This is a genomic window from Micromonospora sp. NBC_01739, from assembly GCF_035920385.1.
Taxonomy (GTDB): Bacteria; Actinomycetota; Actinomycetes; order Mycobacteriales; family Micromonosporaceae; genus Micromonospora.
Window position 1 is genome coordinate 3,336,177 of record NZ_CP109151.1, and the last position, 17,424, is coordinate 3,353,600.

Below are 17,424 nucleotides of genomic sequence, written 5' to 3' on the forward strand. Positions count from 1 at the left end.
TGTGCCCCGCCGCAGCGCTGCGGCGGCCGGGCCCCTCGGTCAGCGGGCGATCTCGGTGACCCGGGACTCGCGGACCACGGTCACCCGGATCTGACCGGGATAGGTCAGCTCCTCCTCGATCTGCTTGGCCACGTCCCGGGCCAGCACCGCCGCGCCGATGTCGTCCACGTCGTCCGGCTTGACCATCACCCGGATCTCCCGGCCGGCCTGCATGGCGAAGACCTTCTCCACCCCAAGCTTGCCGGCCGCGATCTCCTCGATCCGCTCCAGCCGCTTCACGTACGCCTCCAGGCTCTCCCGCCGGGCCCCCGGCCGACCCCCCGAGCAGGCGTCCGAGGCCTGGGTCAGCACCGCCTCGACGGTCTGCGGCGGCACCTCGTTGTGGTGCGCCTCGATGGCGTGCACCACGTCCTCGCTCTCGCCGTACTTGCGGGCCATGTCGGCGCCGATGATGGCGTGGCTGCCCTCCACCTCATGGGTGAGTGCCTTGCCGATGTCGTGCAGGAAGGCCGACCGCTTGATCAGTGGCACGTCCAGGCGCAGCTCGGCGGCCATGATGCCGGCGATGTGCGCGGTCTCCACCAGATGCTTGAGCACGTTCTGCCCATACGAGGTGCGGTAACGCAGCCGCCCCAACAGGGTCACCAGCTCCGGGTGGATCTCGGTGATGCCGACCTCCACCAGGGCGTCCTCGGCGGCCCGCTGGCACAGCTGGTCCACCTCCTGCCGGGCCAGCTCGTGCACCTCCTCGATGCGGTGCGGGTGGATCCGCCCGTCCAGCACCAGCTTCTCCAGGGTCAGTCGACCCACCTCCCGGCGTACCGGGTCGAAGCAGGACAGCAACACCGCCTCGGGAGTGTCGTCGATGATCAGGTTGACCCCGGTCACCGACTCGAAGGCCCGGATGTTGCGGCCCTCCCGGCCGATGATCCGGCCCTTCATCTCGTCACCCGGCAGGTGCAGCACACTGACCACGCTCTCGGCGGTCTGCTCACTGGCCACCCGCTGGATGGCGTCGACCACGATGTGCCGGGCCCGCTGTTCCGCGGTCGAGCGGGCATCCGACTCGATCTCCCGCACCAGCAGCGCGGCCTCCCGCTTGGCCTGGCTCTCGATGGACTCCACCAGCTCGGCCCGGGCGGTGTCGGCGGTCAACCCCGCCACCCGCTCCAACTCGCGCCGCCGCTGGCTCTCCGCCTCGGCCAGTTCCGCCTCCCGGACGGTCAGGGCGGCCTCCCGGGCGGCGAGCGTGGCACTGGCCGCGGTCAGCTGCCGCTCCCGCTCGGCCAGTCGCTCCACCTCCTCGGTGTGCATCCGCTCCCGCTCGTCCATCCGGGCCGCCCGCCGCTCCACCTCGGCCGCCTGCTCCCGGGTGGTCGCGGCGAGCACCGCCACCTCCCGCTCACCGCTGCGCCGGGCCGCCGCCCGCAACTGCTCGGCGTCCGCCTCGGCCTGCTTGTGCGCCCGTTCCAGCACGGTGTCCGCCTCGGCCCGGGCGTCGTCGAGGACCCGCCGCGCCTCCGCCCTGGCCGCCTTGGCCTCAGCCCGGGCCGCCGCCGCCTCGGCCCGGGCCGCCGCCGCCGCGGACTTCGCCACATCGATGGTGCTGTTCGCCTCGTCGGCGGCCGTCCGGAGCGCGGCCAGGGACTGCTCCTGGCGGTCCTTCTCGGCGATGTACGCCGGATCCTCCGGCACCGGTCGCGTCTGTAGCCCGCGCAGCACTCGCGCCCCGAAGACCGCCGCGGCGAGCACCACCACGGTCAGCACCAGCACGACGATCAGGAGTACGACGTCCAGGGCCCTCATGCCGGCACCCCGCCCTGTCGAAGGGCCGCAGAGCCACACCGGTCAGCACCCGGCCGCAATACCGGATCATCCGGGTGCCCGGAGCTCTGCTCATCCTCGTCGGCGGCGCCGGAGTCCGCGCCGGCCCGCCCGCCACGCTCGCTCATGCCGGCCATCCGGTGAACCTCTGTCGCCCCGCCATGGCGCGCCTCCCCTGAACGTCGCGCCGTAGGAGCCGCCGGTGGGCGTGCTCCTACGGCTCTGGACGCCCGACCGGAGCGCAGGCCGCGGATAGCTCTCCCTGCCGACGGTCCGTGGGGACCCTCGGCAGGCCAGGTGCAGTTGTCGCCTCGGCCCCGGACCGGCCTGTCCGAAGCTGGCGTCAGTGGCCGTTGACGCTGGCCAAAGTGATGCTGTTCTGTTACGCGATCTATGTTGTGCGCTTAGCCTGCGCTTGGTCGGGCAATGTGAGCCTTTATGGCGAGGCTAGGTCTCCGAGGGCCTCCGGTCAAGAAGTCATGATCAAACCACCCGGACGGAGCGAAGTTGCGTCGTGACGCTGCGCTGATCACGAGTCGGTCAGAGCGACACAATCGAGACGATTATCGACCCGGATCCCCGGCCCCCGGCCCAGCGGCCCGGTCAACCGGCCCCCAGTGCCGTGGCGGCAGCCACCAGAGCGGCGTTGTCCGGCGCCGGCGACCCGTCCGGCAGCCACAGGGTGTCCTCCAGCCCGATCCGGGTGGCCAGGCCCCGCCGGACCGCCTCCGCCAACACCGCCCAGACCCCGGCACCCTCGGCGTGCAACAGCACCCCAGGCCCTCCCGGCGGGAGCGCGTCGAGCATAGCGGCCGCCTCGGCCAGGGCATCCTCCGGCGCGGGCGCCATGCACTCCACCAGCACCCGGCCGACCGGCACCCGCCAGCCGAGGTAGGCCTCGACCGCCGGGGGTGTCCAGAGCCCGGCCTCCACCATGACCCCCCGCTCATGCAGGGCCCGCGCCACCGCCTCCGCCCCGGGCTCGTGCGCGTTGACCGAGGCGAAGTCGGGCAGCACCGTCCAGGACTGCACCGCCGCCACCCGGGCCTGCGGATCCGGTTCCATCCACGCCCCGGTGCTCACCCCCACCGGCAGGCCCGGCACCGCCGCGCGGATCGCCACCAGGGCATCGGCGACGACCTCCGGCCGCAGGGACTCCACCCCCTCGGCGGTACGCGGATGAACATGCACCGCAGCGACCCCCAGCCCGGCGCACCGGGCCGCGTCGGCCGCCAACTCGGCAGGGCTCAACGGTAGGGCAGGATGGCTGTCGCGGGCACGGTTCCCGTTGAGGCACCCCTGCAACATCCTCGCGCCTCCTGTCGGCCCGGCGGTCACCCCTCGGTGTCGGCCAGGGCGTCCGCGTCGATCTGCTCGGCGAACTCGGCCGCCTCGACGCTCTGCGCCGCCAGGGCCTCCTTGACCGCCCGGATCGCCACCCCCGGCGGGTAGCCCTTGCGGGCCAACATGCCCACCAGCCGCCGGAACACCGCCTCCGGCTCACCCCGGACGGTACGCAGCTTCCGCTGCACCAGAGCCCGGGCCGTCTCCGCCTCCGTGCTCTCGTCCAACTCCTCCAGGGCCGCGCTGGCGGTGTCCCCGTCCACCCCGCGCTGCCGTAGCTCGTTGGCCAGGGCCCGGCGGGCCAGCCCACGACCGGAGTGCCGACTGCTCACCCAGGCCCGGGCGAACGCGGCGTCGTCGATGATGCCTACCTCGTCGTACCGGTCGAGAACCTCGCCGGCGGTCTCCTCGGAGATGCCCCGCCGGGCCAGGGCGGTGGCCAACTCGGCGCGGGTGCGGGGGCGGACCGCCAGTTGCCGCAGGCAGATCTCCCGGGCCACCTCGGCCTCGTCCCGCCCGGTGGCAGCCACCTGGTCGGCATCGTCCCGCCCGGCGGCACCAGGGCCCGGTGTGGACTCGTCGCCGGAGGTGCGGCGGCCCCGGCGCGGACGCGGTGTGGAGTCACCCGTGCGGGGCGGACTGGCATCCCAGCCCCGCCCCGTACGGGCACGTCGTCCAGCCACTGATCAGATCGATCAGAAGTCGACCGGCGGCAGCTCCGGGCCACCGGCGGCATCGCCCGAGCCGACCCCGACACCGAGCTTCTCCAGGATCTTCTTCTCGATCTCGGCGGCCACGTCCGGGTTCTCCCGGAGGAACTCGCGGGCCTTCTCCTTGCCCTGGCCGAGCTGGTCGCCCTCGTAGGTGTACCAGGCGCCGGACTTCCGGATGATCGCCTGCTCGACACCGACGTCGATCAGCGAGCCCTCGCGGGAGATGCCCTTGCCGTACATGATGTCGAACTCGGCCTGCTTGAACGGAGAGGCGACCTTGTTCTTCACGACCTTGACCCGGGTGCGGTTACCGACCACGTCGGTGCCGTCCTTCAGGCTCTCGATGCGCCGCACGTCGAGCCGGACCGAGGCGTAGAACTTCAACGCCCGACCACCCGTGGTCGTCTCGGGACTCCCGAACATGACCCCGATCTTCTCGCGGAGCTGGTTGATGAAGATCGCGGTGGTGCCGGTGTTGTTGAGCACACCGGTGATCTTCCGCAGCGCCTGGCTCATCAACCGGGCCTGCAGACCCACGTGGCTGTCGCCCATCTCACCCTCGATCTCGGCCCGCGGCACCAGCGCGGCCACCGAGTCGATCACGATGATGTCCAGCGCGCCGGAGCGGACCAGCATGTCCGCGATCTCCAGCGCCTGCTCGCCGGTGTCCGGCTGGGAGACCAGCAGGGCGTCGGTGTCGACACCGAGGGCCCTGGCGTACTCCGGGTCGAGTGCGTGCTCGGCGTCGATGAAGGCGGCGATGCCGCCGTTGCGCTGGGCGTTGGCCACCGCGTGCAGGGCGACCGTGGTCTTACCGCTGCTCTCCGGGCCGTAGATCTCGATGACCCGCCCCCGGGGCAGACCCCCCACGCCGAGAGCCACATCGAGCGCGATGGAGCCGGTGGGGATGATCGCGGTCTGCACGACCGGCCGCTCCCCCAGCCGCATCACCGAGCCCTTGCCGAACTGTTTGTCGATCTGAGCGAGAGCAAGGTCAAGCGCCTTCTCCCGGTCAGGCCCTGCCGCCATCGTTGCCACCCCTGCCTTCGCCGGCGTCTTTCCTGAGCTTCGCGTCACGCGACACACGCTAGGCGCTGGGTCCGACAGAAAACCAGCCGACCTGCCGTGGCCTGTGGACGAGCACCTGCCTGTGGACAATAGCCGAACAGGTGTACGAGTCGGCAACAGACACGCGGAAGTAACGAATCGGCTGCTCAGCGTAGCCGGGCGGGTACCCGGTCGGGATAGGCGGCGACCACCGCACGCCACACCACGTGGGTCTGCTCACCCTCGGCCAGGGCCTGCTCGATGGTCCGCCCGCCCAACTGCGACAGCACCTGGTCGCGGGCGATACTTGCCGCGTAGCCCGGCCCGAACGCCTCCTCCAGCCGCGTCCAGAAGTCCGTCAGCCGCACTGTGCCCGCCCCTCCTGCTCCGGTACGCCCGGCCGCACCGGACGCAACGCTAGTGCCAGCAGCGGTGCCACCGCGACCGCGGCGAGCAGGCTCAGCACCGGATAGCCCGCCCACTCCATGACGAAACCGCTGACCGCCCCGGCCAGGGCACCGGCCAACCCCATCAGCAGGTCGGACAGGCCCTGGGCGTGCGGTCGTACCGCGTCCGGCACCGACTCCGACAGCAGGGTGGAACCGGCCACCATGGTCGCCGACCAGCCCAGCCCGAGCAGCACCAGCCCGACGGCCAGCCGGAAAGTGCTGTGCCCGGCGGTGCCGGCGACCGCGCAGGCGGCCAGCAGCATGCCGACCCCGCCGAGGATGACCCCGCGCCGGCCGAGCCGGTCGGCCAGCCAGCCGACCAGCGGCGCCAACGCATACATGCCGGCGATGTGCAGGCTGAGCACCAGGCCGACCACCGGGAGCACCTCCTCGACGGGATAGTGGTCCCGCAGGTGCACCGGGGCCATCGCCATCACCGCCACCATCACCAGGTGGCCGACCGCCACGGCGGCGACCCCGAGTCGGGCGGCGGGCTGGGCGCGTACCACCAGCCAGCCGGCCCGCAGACCCGCGCCGCGCCCGGCCGACGGCGCGGTGGGCAACTTGACCGGCGTCCCCGCACCGGTCCCGGCCGGCTCGGTGGCGGGGTCCGGGCCGGTCCGGGCCGCCGCGAACCGGCGGGCCGTGAGCAGCGGGTCCGGCCGCAACCACAGCAGCAGTACGCCGGCAGCCAGCAGGAACGCCACCGTGCTGAAGGCGAAGGGACCGGACAGTGGTGGCAGTCCCCAACCCCCGCCGGCCCGGTCGGCGAGCGCGGCGAAGTTCGGTGCCGCCACCGCGCCGACCGTGGTGGCCCAGACGATCAGGGACAGTTGCCGGGCCCGGCGGTCCGGTGCGGCGAGATCCACCGCGGCGTAGCGGGCCTGGAGATTGGCCGCGGAGCCGCCACCGAACATGAGCATGCCGAGGAAGAGCAGCGGGATCGACCCGCTCGCCGCGGCGAGCACCACCAGGGCCCCGCCCACGGCCCCGACACCGTACGCGAAGGCCAGGCCGGGCCGACGGCCGTGTCGGGTGATGATCCGGGTGACCGGGATGGCGAGCAGGGCACCGCCGACCACGGAGGCGCTCAGCACCAGGCCGGAGACCGCGGTGCCGGCGATCTCGGCAGCGAGCAGCCCACCGACGGCGATGCCGATGGTCACCCCGATGCCACCGATGATCTGGGTGCTGAACAGCAGGCGCAGGGTACGCCGCTGGATCGGCACGACGTCGGGCGGCGCGGATGCCGTGGTGGTCAGATCGGTGGTCAACGCTCGTCCTCGGCTTCCGTCACGATTCCCGGCCGCGCCCGATGATCTCCTTCGTGATCCCGGTGGTGCCGCCGTGGCCTGCTGGCGGCAAGTGTGTCACTGACCTGCCGGATTCCGCTGTCTGGTGGCGAGCCGGGTGGTGATCCGGGTAGCCGGCGGAGCCGGGTGCGGCACGGTCAGGTCAGGGCTCGTGCGGCGACGGTCAGGTCGGCGACCAGTCCTTCGTACGCCTTGTCCTGGTTGTCTGCGCGGAGCACGGCGGAGGGGTGGATGGTGGCCAGCAGGCGGGCCGACGGCGCGTCCGTGGTGTCTCCGGCGCTGTCCACCGGTACCCGTTGGAAGTCCTCGGGGTGCTGGGCGGCGGCCGGCCAGGGCAGCAGTTCGCCACGCTGGCGGGTGACCCGGAAACCCGGACCCAGCAGGGCCTTCGCAGCGGTGGCGCCGAGCACCACGATGACCTCCGGGCTCAGCTTGGTGAACTCGGCGACCAACCAGGGTCGGCAGGCGGTGATGTGCACCTGGTCCGGGGTCTGGTGGATGCGTCGCCTGCCACGCAGTTCAAACCGGAAGTGCTTGACCGCGTTGGTGAGGTAGATGTGGCCGGGGTCGAGCCCCGCGTCATCGACCGCGCGACGCAGCAGCCGGCCCGCGGGGCCGACGAAGGGCAGTCCCTTCTGGTCCTCCATGTCGCCGGGTTGCTCACCGACGAAGACCAGCCGGGCGGTGGCGTCACCCCGACCGAAGACGGTCTGCGAGGCGTCCCGGTACAGCTCGCAGCCCCGACAGCCGGCAGCGGCCGCGCGCAGGTCGTCGAGGGTCTCCGCCTGCGGTGGAATGAACTGCTGCGCCCCGGGCGCAATATCGACCATACCCACCTTTCTACCCGCCCCACCCACCCCCGCCCCCCACCACCCCGCCAAGCCACCCCGACCCGGCCACCCGCGCCACCCGCGCCACCCGCGCCACCCGCGCCACCCGCGCCACCCGCGCCACCCGCGCCGATCATGCACTTTTGGTCTCCCTTTTGCACACGAATACGAGGTATGCCCCGACCAAAGGTGCAAGATCGCGGGGGTGGGGCGGGCGCGCGGCGGGGCGTGGGACGGTGGGGGTGGGGTGGGTTAGGTGGTGAAGTGGGGGGGTGGGGTGGGGTGGGCGGCCTGGGTGAGGGTTTGGGTTAGGGGGTGGAGGTCCGGGTCGGTGAGGGGGCTGACGGTGAGGCGTAGGGCGGGCGGGCTGGCGATGCGGAAGAGGGCGCCGGGGGCGGCCAGCCAGCCGGCGTCGCGCAGCACGGTGGAGGCGACGGTCTCGTCGGGCACCGGCACCCAGACGTTGAGCCCGCTGCGGCCGTGTGCGGTCAGGCCGCGTTCGGCCAGGGCCTCGACGAGTCCGCGGCGGCGGCGTTCGTAGCTGTCGGCGGCCCGTTCGATCAGGGCGGTCACCGCCGGGTCGCGCCACAGGGAGAGCACCAGCCGCTGCGCCACGGTGGAGACCCAGCCGGCGCCGACCCGGGTACGGCCGGCCACCCGGGCCACCGTGGTCTCGTCTCCGGCCAGCACGGCCAGGCGCAGGTCGGGGCCGAAGGGTTTGCTCACCGAGCGGAGGAAGGCCCAGTGGGCGGTCGCCCCGGCCAGGGGATGCAGCGGCACCCGGGCCAGTTCGGCGGCGTGGTCGTCCTCGATCAGCAGTACGTCGGCGCGGCCGGCCAGCAGGTCACGCAGGGCGGCAGCGCGGTCGGCGGAGACGGCCGCACCGGTGGGGTTCTGGGCGCGACTGGTCACGATGAGCGCCCGGGCCCCGGCGGCGAGGGCGGCGGCCACCCCGGCGACCAGTGGGCCGTCGTCGTCGACCGGTACCCCGATCGGGCGTAGGCCCAGGGCGGCGATGAGGTCGAGTTGGTTGGCCCACCCGGGATCCTCCACGGCCACCGCGTCTCCGGGGCGCAGCCAGGTGGTGAGGAGTCGTTCGATGCCGTCGAGGGCCCCGCCGCTGAGGGTCAGGTCGGCGGCGGGTACGCCGTCGGCGGCCAGCCGTTCGCGCGCCGCCTCGGCGAACTCGGGCAGGGTGCCGGCGTCGGAGTAGCTGATCGCCGGGCCGATGGTGTCGGCCAGCGCGGCCAGGTGAGGGCCGAGCGGTGGGAGCAGTCCGGCCTCCGGTTCGCCTCGGGACAGGTCGCGCAGTCCGGCGGCGGATGGTGGGTGCAGGGCGGACCGGCGGGCGGCCACCGGCGGACGGGGGCGGACCCGGGTGCCGTGCCGACCGGCGGTGACGATGAGTCCACGTTGGCGTAGTTCGGCGTAGGCGCGGGAGACCGTGGCCGGGCTGACGGCCAGGTCGGCGGCGAGGACGCGCACCGGGGGCAGGGGGTCGCCGGGGGCCAGGGCGGCGTCGCGGATGCCGGACTCGATGCTGGCGGAGATCTCGGCGGCTGTCGTACCGGTCACCTGATATCGTGCTGACACAAATTCGGTATTGTACTAGAACAAAGGCGGGAGCATGTACGCGCCGACTGCCCGAACCACCGCCAGCCGCTCCCGGGAGCGGATGAGCTACGACCGCGCCGCCGCCCACGCCGTGCTGGACGAGGCGTACCACTGTGCCCTCGGCTTCACCGTGGACGGTGAGCCCCGGGTGCTGCCCACCCTGCACGTACGCCTGGGTGACACCCTCTACCTGCACGGCTCCACCGGCAGCCGGCCCCTGCTGGCGGCCCGGGGTGCGGGGTTGCCGGTCTGCGTGGCCGTCACCCTGTTGGACGGCCTGGTCTACGCCCGTTCGCAGTTCCACCACAGCGCCAACTACCGCTCGGTGATCGCGCACGGCACCGCCCGGCTGGTCACCGACCCCGCCGAGAAGGCCGAGGTGCTGACCGCCCTGGTCGACAAGGTCGGCCCCGGCCGCGCGGCGGAGAGTCGGCCGCCGAACCGCCGGGAGCTGGCCGAGACCGCGGTGCTGGCCTTGCCGTTGACGGAGGTCTCCGTACGCTCCCGCGCCGGTGGCGTCAACGAGGACCCGGCCGACCATGCGCTGCCGCACTGGGCCGGGGTGCTTCCGCTGCGGTTGACCGCCGGGCTACCGGAGCCGGACCTCGGGGTCACCGTGCCGGTGCCGCCCTATCTGCGACCTGCCCGCACCTCTTGGCATGAGCCCGTGGTGCTGGGCGGCGAGCACGTACTGCTGGAGCCCCTGGACCTGACTCACGCCGAGGGCCTGTTCGCCGCCACCGCCGACCCGCAGGTGTGGCAGCATCTCGGCGCCCCTCAGCCGGCGACCGTGGACGAGTTGAGCGCTGCCATCGGGGCCTACCTGGCCGCCGGGCTACGGGGTGAGCAGGTGCCCTGGGTACAGCGCTGCGCGGTGACCGGCGCGGTGGTCGGCACCACCTCGTACTACGAGATCGATCCCGAGCGGCGGTCGGTGGCCATCGGGCACACCATCCTCGGCCGGCCCTGGTGGCGTACCGGGATCAACACCGAGGCCAAGCTGCTGCTGCTGGAACGGGCCTTCGGCGAGTTGGCGGCGGTGCGGGTGGTGTGGCACACCGACATCCGCAACGAGCGATCCCAGCGCGCCATCGAACGGCTCGGCGCGACCCGGGAGGGGGTGCTGCGTAAGCACCGGCTGCGTCCGGACGGCTCCTGGCGGGACACCGTGCAATATTCGATGACTGTCGAAGAGTGGCCGAATGCACAGGTCAGGCTGCGGGAAATGCTTCGCGCGCAGGCACCCGTGGCCTGATGATGTCCAGCGTGCTGGGGATCACCGACATCTGGACGTACGTGCTGGGCACCGTGGCCATCGTGCTGCTGCCCGGACCCAATTCGCTGTTCGTACTCTCCACCGCCGCGCGACGCGGGGTGGGCGCCGGCTACCGGGCGGCGGGTGGGGTGTTCGTCGGCGACGGGGTGCTGATGTTCCTCTCCGCCGCCGGGGTGGCCTCGCTGCTCAAGGCGTACCCGCCGATCTTCCTCGTGATCAAGTACGTGGGTGCGGCGTACCTGGGCTATGTCGGGTTGACCATGCTGCTCGCGGCCTGGCGGCGCTGGCGGGACCGCAACGATCCCGCCACCCCGCGCCTGATCGACGCCGCCCAGCCGGCGGAGATGCGCAGCCCCTTCCGCAAGGCGCTGGTGATCAGCCTGCTGAACCCGAAGGCGATCCTGTTCTTCGTCTCGTTCTTCATCCAGTTCGTCGACCCGACCTACCCCTGGCCGGCGTTGTCGTTCCTGCTGCTCGGCCTGATCGCCCAGGTGACCAGCGCGCTGTACCTGACGGCGTTGATCTTCGCTGGGACTTTTCTGGCCGCCCAGTTCCGGCAGCGGCGCCGGCTGTCCGCCGGTGCCACCTCGGCCGTCGGGGCCCTCTTCATCGGCTTCGGCCTCAAGCTCGCCCAAGGCTGAGGTGCTCGCCCAAGGCTGAGGGAAGGCTCAGGTGCCGTCGCCGCCGGTGCCGGAGCCACCGGCCGTGCCACCCAGGCCGTAGCCGGGCGGGATCGGCTCGTCGGGTGGGCGGCTGACATGGGCGGACTCGTTGACGGTCGCCGACCAGTCCGCGTGGGCCGCCGCGGCGGCGTGTCGGTTGATGGTCTGGCGCAGCCAGCCGTCGACCGTGGAGATCCAGTCTCGTTCGTCCGCGCCGACATGCCAGACCCGGAACCGGCTGATGCTGGTGTGGGTGATGCCGGCCAGCGCCAGCCGGCGATCGCACCAGAAGATCACCTCGAGGCCGGCGGAGTCGGCCACGAAGATCACCTCCAGTTCGGTGATCGGCCCGGCGTAGAGGGGGCCCACCCAGAAACCCCAGCGCTGGTGCAGGGGCAGGGTCTGCGTCACCCCGGGCAGCCGACCGTCGATCAGCCCGGCCTGACGGGCGCTGAAACCCAGGGTGTCCAGGGCCGCCAGGACATGCTGCTGGGTGGGCAGGGGATGGACGAAGACCGGCACCATCGCGCCCTGGTCCAGCGCCGGTTCGACGGCCACCTCGGTACGCAGCCCCATCCGCAGGCTGAGCAGGGGTACGCCGCCGAGGGTGGTCAGCGGGGTCTCCCAGGGCAGTGGGAACTCGAAGGGGATGGTGCGGGCCCGCCCCGCCCGCAGCACCAGGGCGTCGGAGACCTGCGCCTGGTGGAACTGCACCAGGCGGCGGGGGGCCTCCGGGTCGTCCGGCTCGACCGTGCTGACCAGGCCGAGCCGGACGTGGTAGACCGGCACGTCGACGGAACCGGCGATCAGGTTCACCCGCCCCGGCAGTCGTAGGCCGGGGCGGGTGCTCGGATTGGCCAACGTGGTCTGCACCGTCAGGCCTGTACCGCCCGGCGACACCCCCGTCAGCCGCATCCGTGCCGCTCTTACCTGAGTCGGCGCATCGCGCGCGGGATCGGGTCGGTCTCGTCGTCGAACTCCCCGATGACCTCCTCCAGCAGGTCCTCCAAGGCGACGAACCCGACCGGCCGGGTAGGACCGGCACCGTTGCGGACCATGGCCAACTGCGACTGGCGGGCCCGCATCACGGCCACCGCCTCGTTCACCGTCGCCGTGTCGGGCAGGGTGATCGCCTCGTTCATCAGATCCGACGCGGTCGCCTCCGGCCGGACGGCGGCGGCTCGCACCGCCTCCCGTACGTGCACCAGGCCGACCACCTGACCGGCGGAGTCCAGCACCGCCAGCCGCGACCGGCCACTGTCCTGGCTGACCCGCTCGATCCGGTCCACCGGGTCGTTGTGGCGGACCGTCACCATCCGGTCGAAGGGCTCCATCACCTGGGCCACCGTGGTCCCCTGCAACGCCAGCATGCTGGTCAGCAGTTCGTGCTGGGCGGCACCGAGCAGGCCGTGCTCCCGGGACTGCTCCAGCAGCATCCGCAGCTCGTCCGGGCCGTGCACCTGAGCGAGCTGGTCCTGCGGGTTGACCTTGACCAGCCGCAGCATCGCGTTGGCCACCGCGTTGAGCGCGGACAGCACCGGCCGGGCCACCCGGGCGAAGGCCCGGAAGGGCAGGGCCAGCAGCAGCGCGGACCGCTCCGGATGGGTGATCGCCCAGGACTTCGGTGCCATCTCGCCGACCACCAGGTGCAGGAAGGTGACCAGGCTCAGGGCGAAGATCAGAGCGATCACGTGGCTGGCCCCCGAGGGCAGGCCGACGGCGTGCAGCAGCGGCCCCAACAGCCGTTCGATCGCCGGCTCGGCCAGGGCACCGAGCCCCAGGGTGCACAGGGTGATGCCCAGCTGCGCGCCGGCCAGCATCAGCGACAGTTCGCGTACCCCGTCGAGCGCGGCCTTGGCCGCCCGACCACCGCCGGCTGCCGCCTGCTCCAGGCGGTAGCGCTTGCTGGCCACCAGCGCGAACTCGGCGGCGACGAAGAATCCGTTGAGCGCCAGCAGGATCACCGAGGTGATCAGCGCGAATCCGGTGCTCACGCGCTCACCTCCTCACGCCCACCGGCGAGTTGCAGGCGGACCGAGTCGGCCACGTGCCGGTCGACCGCGAGCACCTCGACCAGGGCCCGCGGGCCCTCCTCGGTGTTGTCACCCTCGGTCGGCAGGCCGATCTCCAGTCGATCGCCGACCTCCGGCACCCGGCCCAGCTCCCGCATGACCAGCCCGGAGAGGGTGTCGTACTCAGGGTGTTCGGGCAACGCGATGCCGGTGCTGTCGGCGACCTCGTCGATGCGCCAGCGCGCCGGTACCACCCAGGAACCGTCGTCCTGTCGGGCCGGGGCCCGCTCCGGCGGGTCGTCCTCGTCGCGGATCGGGCCGACCAGCTCCTCGGCGATGTCCTCCAGGGTGATCACCCCGGCGAAGCCGCCGTACTCGTCGACCACGCAGGCCAACTGCCGGTGTCCGGAACGCAGCCGGTCCAGGACGATCGGCAGGGGCAGGGTCTCCGGCACCAGCAACGGTGCTCCGGCGACCGCGCTGATCGGGGTGGTGGCCCGCTGCGCCGGAGGCACCCGGAGCACGTCGGAGATGCCGACCACTCCGACCAGGTCGTCCACCCCCTCGGCACCCCGTACCGGGAACCGGGAGCGGCCGGTGTCGAGCAGTTCGACCACCCGGCTGATGGTCTCGTCGGCGCGTACGGTGTGCACGTCGACCCGGGGCACCATGACCTCGCCCGCGGTCAGCTCACGGAAGTCGAGCCCTCGGTCGAGCAGTGCGGAGGTCTCGGCGTCCAGGTGACCTTCCAGGCGGGACTCGGCGATGATCTGTTCCAGGTCCTCCGGGGTGGCGCCGCTGGGCAGTTCCTCGATCGGCTCGATACCGAGGCGCCGCAGCAGCCGCACCGCGGCCCGGTCGAACAGTTTGATCAGCGGCCCGGCGAGGGTCATGTAGACCAGGGTCGACCGGGCCAGGGCTCGGGCGACCGGCTCGGGCTCGGCGATGGCCAGGTTCTTCGGGGCCAACTCGCCCACCACCATCTGCACCACGGTAGCGATGACCAGGGCCAGTACGACGGAGAGCGGCAGGGTCACGCTGCTGGAGACCCCGGCCAGCCCGAGCAGCTCGGCCAGGCCGGCACCGAGGAACGGTTCGGCGACGTAACCGACCAGCAGGGCGGTGACGGTGATGCCGAGCTGGGCACCGGAGAGCATGAACGACAGCCGCGCGGTCACCTCCAGGGCCCGGGCGGAAGCCTGGTCCCCCTCGGCGGCGCGTTGCTTGAGCTTGCCCCGGTCCACGGCGACATAGCCGAATTCCTGCGCGACGAAGTAACCCGTCGCGACGGTCAGAACGATGATCAGAAGAAGCCCAACGAGGATCAACACGGGACGCTCAGGGCTCCCGGGGTCGTCGGGTCAGGGGAATGCCGGGGCTTACCCGGCTGGCTACTGCTGCCCTCCTGGGCAGAAGAGTCGATCATGCGAGCCATTCTACCGGCCGAATCCGGCCGGTAGCTGAGGCTGCACCGCGTGCCTCGCGGCGGTGTGGCGCGCGCCCCATCGTCGCCACCTCCGCAGGCGTCGTCACCGCAGGTGTCAGCTTGCTCAGTAGCCCCTCCGGTCACCTCACCGGTCGGCCAGTTCGTCGGCGTCGAGCAGGTCCCGATTCAGCCGGCCGGTGCGGTAGGCCGCCCGACCCACCATCTGGGCGGCGACCGGGGCGGTGGCCAGTTGGAAGACTCCGACCAGGGCGACCATGCCGAGATCAGCGGGGGTACGCAACCGCAGCGCCACCCCGAGCAGCAGCAACAGCACCCCCAGCACCTGCGGCTTGGTGGCGGCGTGCATCCGGCTGAGGGTGTCGGGAAACCGCAGCACCCCGATGGCGGCGGCCAGGCTCAGCAGGGCCCCGGCGACCAGGCTGGCGGCACCCAGCCAGTCGGCCACCTCCGCCAGGGTGGGGCTCCAGTCGAGGGCCGGCACCGCCCCGACCGGGCCGGACACCGCTTCGGTTGGACCGGCGAGTGGCGGTGTCACGGCTGGTCCCGGACGGCGAAGCGGGCCAGGGAGACCGAGCCGACGAAGCCGAGCAGCCCCAGCACCACCAGTACGGGCAGGGTGCTGGCATGTCGGTTGAGCGCCGCCTCCGCGCCCACCGCGCTGACCATCGTGGCCAGCAGCATGTCGGCGGCGACCACCCGGTCCAGCAGTGAGGGCCCCCGGTAGAGCCGCACCAGGGCTAGCAGGGCGGTCACTGACAGCAGACCGGCGATCACCAGGACCAGGACGAAGTTCACCAGGACTCCTTGTCTACGGGAACGGAGCGCACCTGACGCAGTTCGGCGTCCGAACCGACCGCCGCGACGATCCGCCGCTCCACGATGCGGATCTGCTTGCGGGCGGCGACGAGGTCCGCCGGGCCGTGCACGTCGAGCACGTGCACGTAGAGAACGGCGGCCTCCCGGTCCGTCTCCACGATCAAGGTGCCCGGTACGAGAGAAAGCACCTCGGCGGTGAGCGCCAGGTTGAGGTCGGTGGGCACCCGCAGCCGGACCGCCACGATGGCCGACCGGGGCACATAGCCGGGCTGCACCGCGATCCGGGCCACATGCAGGCTGGCCCGGACCAGTTCGGCGACGAACCGCACCCCGAACACCAGCAGGCCGGGCAGCCGCAGCCGGCCACCGAAGGTCACCGGCGGCAACGGGAAGAACAGCAGCACCGCGGCGGCCACCAGCAGGCCGCCCAGCAGGTTCCCCCAGCTGAAGTCGCCCCAGAACAGGTTCCAGGCCAGCACCAGCCAGCCCACCGCGATCAGTCGGTCCCGTCGGCGCCCCCGCCCGGCCGGTGCCCCCTGCGGCCTCGCCGCCCCCGGCCCGGTCACGGCGGCCCACCCGGCAGGACGGCCTGGATGTACGGGGTCCGTTCCCGCAGGTCGACCGCCGCCCCCCGGGTCACCTCGAACAGGGGTCCCGCGACCACGGTCAGGGCCACTCCCAGGACCACCAGGGCGGTGGTGGCACCGACCGTCAGACCGGGCAGCGGGCCGCTCGGGTGGACGGTCTCGCAGGGGGCCCGCCAGAACGCCAGGCTCCACACCCGGCTGGCCACATAGAGGGTCAGCAGGCTGGTCACCGTGCCGACCGCGACCAGGGTCCAGGGCAGCGCCCCGCCGACGGCCACCCCGGCCTGGAGCAGCCCGAGTTTGCCGAGGAAGCCGGAGAAGGGCGGGATGCCGGCGAGGTTCATGGCCGAGACGAAGAAGAGCAGCCCGAGCAGGGGCGCCACCCGGGCCACTCCCCCGAGCCGACGCAGATCGGTACTGCCGGTGCGTTGTTCGACCAGGCCGGCGACCAGGAAGAGGGTGGTCTGGATGGTGATGTGGTGCACCACGTAGAAGATCGCCCCGACGAGTCCGGCGACCGTGCTGAGCCCGACCCCGAAGATCATGTACCCGATGTGGCTGACCAGGGTGAAGGAGAAGAGTCGTTTCATGTCCGACTGGGCCACCGCGCCGAGGATGCCGACCAGCATGGTCAGCCCGGCCACCACCAGCAGCAGGGTGCCCGCCTGGTCGCCGGGGAAGAGCAGGGTCTGGGTCCGGATGATCGCGTACACCCCGACCTTGGTGAGCAGTCCGGCGAAGACGGCGGTGACCGGGGCCGGGGCGGTGGGGTAGCTGTCGGGCAACCAGGCCGACAGGGGGAAGACCGCCGCCTTGATGCCGAAGGCCAGCAGCAGCATCAGTTGCAGGCTCAGTCGGACCCCGTCGGGCAGGGCGTCCAGTCGGGCGGCGAGCTGGGCCAGGTTGAGGGTGCCGGTCGCCGCGTACACCAGACCCACCGAGATCAGGAAGATCATCGAGGCCAGGACGTTGACCACCACGTAGGTGGAGCCGGTACGGATGCGCAGCCGGGTGCCGTTCAGGGTGATCAGGACGAAGCTCGCGGCGAGCAGCATCTCGAAGCCGACGTACAGGTTGAACAGGTCACCGGCGAGGAAGGCGTTGGTCACGCCTGCGGTCAGCACCAGATAGGTGGGGTGGAAGATGGCCAGCGGGGCGCTCTCGCCGGTCTCCCCCTGTCCCTGGCCGATGGAGTAGAGCAGGACGCACAGGGTCACCGCGGAGGAGACGACGAGCATCAGCGCGGCCAGTTGGTCGGCCACCAGCACGATGCCGACCGGTGCGGGCCAGGCACCGATCTCGACGACCAGTGGTCCGTGCCGGTAGGACCGCACCAGCAGCAGTACCGCCACCAGCAGGGTGGCGCCCAGGCAGTTGACGCTGACCAGGCGCTGCGGCACCGGCCGGTTCGCCAGCAGCAGGGTCAGGGCCGCCCCCAGCAACGGCAGCAGCACCGGCAGCGGTACGAGGGTGTTCATCGCCGGCCCTCG

At 72.1% G+C, this 17,424-nt stretch carries 17 protein-coding genes; 2 read left to right on the forward strand and 15 right to left on the reverse strand.

Annotation, left to right across the window (positions count from 1 at the left end; genetic code table 11):
* Positions 1 to 39: 39 nt before the first annotated feature.
* From rny to OIE53_RS14835, 8 genes are all read right to left on the reverse strand, one after another.
* A complete protein-coding gene (gene rny / locus OIE53_RS14800; protein ID WP_327022139.1) occupies positions 40 to 1,806 on the reverse strand; it encodes a ribonuclease Y in 1,767 nt (588 codons plus the stop codon).
* A 621-nt stretch (positions 1,807 to 2,427) separates the two neighbouring features.
* On the reverse strand, positions 2,428 to 3,132 hold the full coding sequence (locus tag OIE53_RS14805) for a 3-keto-5-aminohexanoate cleavage protein (protein WP_327022140.1): 705 nt from the start codon (positions 3,130 to 3,132) through the stop codon (positions 2,428 to 2,430).
* A 26-nt stretch (positions 3,133 to 3,158) separates the two neighbouring features.
* Positions 3,159 to 3,851 carry a regulatory protein RecX gene (locus OIE53_RS14810; protein ID WP_327022141.1) on the reverse strand — a complete coding sequence of 231 codons (693 nt, stop codon included), beginning with the start codon at positions 3,849 to 3,851 and terminating at the stop codon, positions 3,159 to 3,161.
* 12 nt (positions 3,852 to 3,863) lie between these two features.
* Entirely contained in the window at positions 3,864 to 4,910 is a 1,047-nt protein-coding gene (recA, locus tag OIE53_RS14815) for a recombinase RecA (RefSeq protein ID WP_327022142.1), read from the reverse strand.
* A 185-nt stretch (positions 4,911 to 5,095) separates the two neighbouring features.
* Entirely contained in the window at positions 5,096 to 5,296 is a 201-nt protein-coding gene (locus OIE53_RS14820) for a DUF3046 domain-containing protein (protein WP_327022143.1), read from the reverse strand.
* Positions 5,287 to 6,651, reverse strand: coding sequence for an MFS transporter (locus tag OIE53_RS14825; RefSeq protein ID WP_327022144.1), 1,365 nt, complete (start codon positions 6,649 to 6,651; stop codon positions 5,287 to 5,289). The genes OIE53_RS14820 and OIE53_RS14825 overlap by 10 nt, the downstream gene beginning before the upstream one ends.
* Positions 6,652 to 6,827: 176 nt before the next feature.
* A complete protein-coding gene (locus tag OIE53_RS14830; RefSeq protein WP_327022145.1) occupies positions 6,828 to 7,520 on the reverse strand; it encodes a UdgX family uracil-DNA binding protein in 693 nt (230 codons plus the stop codon).
* A 252-nt stretch (positions 7,521 to 7,772) separates the two neighbouring features.
* The gene (locus tag OIE53_RS14835; RefSeq protein WP_327022146.1) at positions 7,773 to 9,113 is read right to left on the reverse strand and encodes an aminotransferase class I/II-fold pyridoxal phosphate-dependent enzyme; all 1,341 of its coding nucleotides are present in this window, start codon (positions 9,111 to 9,113) and stop codon (positions 7,773 to 7,775) included.
* 34 nt (positions 9,114 to 9,147) lie between these two features.
* Between OIE53_RS14835 and OIE53_RS14840 the strand changes: the two genes are divergently transcribed.
* Together OIE53_RS14840 and leuE are read left to right on the forward strand one after the other, a co-directional pair.
* Entirely contained in the window at positions 9,148 to 10,389 is a 1,242-nt protein-coding gene (locus tag OIE53_RS14840) for a bifunctional pyridoxamine 5'-phosphate oxidase family protein/GNAT family N-acetyltransferase (protein ID WP_327022147.1), read from the forward strand.
* A complete protein-coding gene (leuE, locus tag OIE53_RS14845) occupies positions 10,389 to 11,051 on the forward strand; it encodes a leucine efflux protein LeuE (RefSeq protein ID WP_327022148.1) in 663 nt (220 codons plus the stop codon). Before OIE53_RS14840 ends, leuE begins: the two co-directional genes overlap by 1 nt.
* Before the next feature lie 27 nt (positions 11,052 to 11,078).
* Here leuE and OIE53_RS14850 read toward each other — a convergent pair whose 3' ends face one another.
* The 7 genes from OIE53_RS14850 to OIE53_RS14880 all read right to left on the reverse strand — a co-directional run bounded on the left by OIE53_RS14850 (position 11,079) and on the right by OIE53_RS14880 (position 17,412).
* On the reverse strand, positions 11,079 to 11,987 hold the full coding sequence (locus OIE53_RS14850) for a sporulation protein (protein ID WP_327022149.1): 909 nt from the start codon (positions 11,985 to 11,987) through the stop codon (positions 11,079 to 11,081).
* Between the two features lie 11 nt (positions 11,988 to 11,998).
* Positions 11,999 to 13,066 carry a hemolysin family protein gene (locus OIE53_RS14855; RefSeq protein WP_327022150.1) on the reverse strand — a complete coding sequence of 356 codons (1,068 nt, stop codon included), beginning with the start codon at positions 13,064 to 13,066 and terminating at the stop codon, positions 11,999 to 12,001.
* Positions 13,063 to 14,415 (reverse strand): hemolysin family protein, encoded by a 1,353-nt coding sequence (locus OIE53_RS14860; protein ID WP_327022151.1) that lies wholly within the window; start codon positions 14,413 to 14,415, stop codon positions 13,063 to 13,065. Before OIE53_RS14860 ends, OIE53_RS14855 begins: the two co-directional genes overlap by 4 nt.
* Before the next feature lie 240 nt (positions 14,416 to 14,655).
* Entirely contained in the window at positions 14,656 to 14,985 is a 330-nt protein-coding gene (mnhG, locus tag OIE53_RS14865; protein WP_327027213.1) for a monovalent cation/H(+) antiporter subunit G, read from the reverse strand.
* A gap of 77 nt (positions 14,986 to 15,062) precedes the next feature.
* Positions 15,063 to 15,326, reverse strand: a complete 264-nt coding sequence (locus OIE53_RS14870) for a monovalent cation/H+ antiporter complex subunit F (RefSeq protein ID WP_327022152.1) — start codon at positions 15,324 to 15,326, stop codon at positions 15,063 to 15,065.
* Positions 15,323 to 15,913, reverse strand: coding sequence for a Na+/H+ antiporter subunit E (locus OIE53_RS14875; RefSeq protein WP_327022153.1), 591 nt, complete (start codon positions 15,911 to 15,913; stop codon positions 15,323 to 15,325). Before OIE53_RS14875 ends, OIE53_RS14870 begins: the two co-directional genes overlap by 4 nt.
* Complete coding sequence (locus OIE53_RS14880; RefSeq protein ID WP_327022154.1) at positions 15,910 to 17,412, reverse strand: Na+/H+ antiporter subunit D; 1,503 nt, start codon at positions 17,410 to 17,412, stop codon at positions 15,910 to 15,912. Before OIE53_RS14880 ends, OIE53_RS14875 begins: the two co-directional genes overlap by 4 nt.
* Between the last annotated feature and the right edge of the window lie 12 nt (positions 17,413 to 17,424).